The sequence below is a fragment of the Rhizobacter sp. P5_C2 genome, assembly GCF_054049715.1.
The window spans coordinates 1-2,117 of the sequence record NZ_JBFULV010000227.1 but is presented as its reverse complement, the minus strand read 5'-3'; the positions used below and the strand labels follow the sequence as shown (position 1 = coordinate 2,117).

General features: G+C 60.1%; 4 protein-coding genes. 1 reads left to right on the top strand and 3 read right to left on the bottom strand.

Features of this window, described 5'->3' with window-relative positions:
- Both ACXJLU_RS33195 and ACXJLU_RS33190 read right to left on the bottom strand, forming a co-directional pair.
- Window positions 1–187 (bottom strand): hypothetical protein (locus tag ACXJLU_RS33195; protein WP_457337983.1); only part of this gene is annotated, 187 nt, incomplete at its 3' end.
- A gap of 249 nt (window positions 188–436) precedes the next feature.
- A complete protein-coding gene (locus ACXJLU_RS33190) occupies window positions 437–802 on the bottom strand; it encodes a hypothetical protein (protein WP_457337982.1) in 366 nt (121 codons plus the stop codon).
- 70 nt (window positions 803–872) lie between these two features.
- On the opposite strand from ACXJLU_RS33190, the gene ACXJLU_RS33185 reads away from it, so the two are divergent.
- Window positions 873–1,580: a T6SS immunity protein Tdi1 domain-containing protein gene (locus ACXJLU_RS33185; RefSeq protein ID WP_457337981.1), complete on the top strand. Its 708-nt coding sequence runs from the start codon at window positions 873–875 to the stop codon at window positions 1,578–1,580.
- Window positions 1,581–1,678: 98 nt separating this feature from the next.
- Here ACXJLU_RS33185 and ACXJLU_RS33180 read toward each other — a convergent pair whose 3' ends face one another.
- Window positions 1,679–2,026 carry a ribonuclease E inhibitor RraB gene (locus ACXJLU_RS33180; RefSeq protein WP_457337980.1) on the bottom strand — a complete coding sequence of 116 codons (348 nt, stop codon included), beginning with the start codon at window positions 2,024–2,026 and terminating at the stop codon, window positions 1,679–1,681.
- Between the last annotated feature and the right edge of the window lie 91 nt (window positions 2,027–2,117).

The window sequence follows — 2,117 nt, the reverse complement described above, 5'->3', positions numbered from 1 at the left end:
CGCCGGTGCCGTCCTGACCGAATACCAAGAAATCCGAGCCGTCGACTTCTTCGTTCCCAGTCCAAGCCCGGAACCAGTCTCGGGTCTCCTGAGTCGACAAAAAGCTATCGAAGGGTTCAAAGTCAATTCCTTCGCCGCCAGCGTAGTCGAACTCTAAAGCGAGAAGGGCGCGAAGAAGCTCTGGCATGGAAGGAAAGGCTAGCAAGTGTGGGGGCCGCGAGGGATCATAGCTGCAAGGTACGGCCCTTGAAACCGGTGACACCTTCGACCGACGGCATGTGGCCGATTCTTGTCAGTCGCCTGGGGTTTCATATCGGCGGTAGACGATCCGTAGCGGCAGTTCGAGAGCCCTGCCTCCGTGCAAGAGCCACGGTGTTCTGTTGCGACGTCGGAAGCTCACTCCGCCACCAACCAATCGCGCCGGCCGGCGGTGAATTCATGCACGGCGAAGCCCAGCCTGCATGACGGCTGCTCGTCCAGCCTCGCTTTCGAGTTCGGGCAGGTAGATTGAAAGCGGCGGCCCGACATCGCCACCTATGGCGGTGTACGGTGTAGCAGCGGGAAGAATCGCATCGGCACCATCGAAAAGTTCGTAGTCGGGCAATATGCTGACGCAGTGCGCCGACGAACTTGCTTTGAAGCGATCGATCAGGAGCTGCAGCAGGTTTGCTGGCAAGAGGTACTGATCTCCATTGATGCACACAGTAGGCCCCTCGAACTCTGCGTCAAAACGTCGCCCCCTCTTTCCGAGGCAAACTCCCTTTGCGGTCTCTCGGTCGTACAGGTAGTAGTAGATGCCCATGTCGTCGAAGTGATCACCTTTGCTTGACGGGAGGCATCGTAGCCGCTGGCGTGGCTCCCAAGAGCGGACGTTGGAGAAGGACGGCTTCTGGCCGACTGTGCCCCTTCGTACGTCGGCCTGCAAGCGGTCGTCCAGCGGCGACGGCACCACCTGCGACCGACTGCTTGCGAGCAACGCGGCGAACATGCACAGTCGGCCACTTGCTGCCGGTCGCGAAGGGCCGCTTTGGGGGCGTGCGGCGAGGTCCACCGCCCAAGGCACAATCGACGAGCTCCCGTACAAGGATCTCCTCCCGCATAACATGTCGCACAAATGGTCGTCGCTCACATTCGTGCCCAGTGACGAGGCCGTGCAGCAGCTTCGAGAGTCCTGGTCATGGCTGCTGCGCGAGCCATTCGTGCCCGTTCTGTTCTCGGTACTCGGTGATGTGTTTTTCGAGGCCCGTTCTGGTGGCGTCTGGTGGCTCAACGCAGGAACGGCGGAGGTCAATCGGGTCGCTGGCTCTGTCGAGGAATTCCAAAGCCTACTCGGTATCGACCTTGTGGACGATTGGTTCATGCCCGATCTCGTGGAGCGCCTTCACGGTGCCGGGAAGCGTCCCTCTCCTGGCGAATGCTTCACCTACGTGACGCTGCCAGTCTTCAAGGAAGGCACCTATGAGGTTTCGAATCTGAACCCGGTCAACGCGCGCGAACACTTTGCCCTCACCGGACACCTCCTCCAGGAGATCCGAGAACTCCCTGACGGCGCGCAAGTCAGAATCAACGTAGGCTCGTAGCCTGCCGCGCCTGCCGCGCCTGCCGCGGAAGTCGCTGATCGGCCACAACCGGTCGGTCGCCAGTGTCCGCTTACGGGTTTGCCAATGGGGCGGGGACGCTATGGTGCGAGGATGGGCCCAACGTCCATTCCGTCGTAGCTGCCAAGGCCGTAGCGTTCAGCCAGGGCGTAGAACTGAGCGTTCCTCTCAAACAGGCTCGCGGGCGTGTGAACCTCCTCCTTCTCCACGTGCAAGAAGTAGTAGGGCTGCTCGCCTTCGTCCAAGTCCGGAACGTACAAGTCGACGAATCTGCATCCGTCGCGTTCGAGGGCGGGAACGATTGAGGTGAGCTTTTCCTCAGAAGCATCAGTGAAGAAGTATCCCCACAGCATGGGCTTCGACATGTCCCATTTCGCGCCGCTCGCGATGCTCGAAAACATCTCTTCCAATTGTTCGAGTTCGATCATTTGATGACTCTGTATACAGTTCGTACGGCGCACTCTACAGTGGACGGGCGCGACCAACCTTCGCGCCACTCGGCGGAAGTCGCATGTCGGC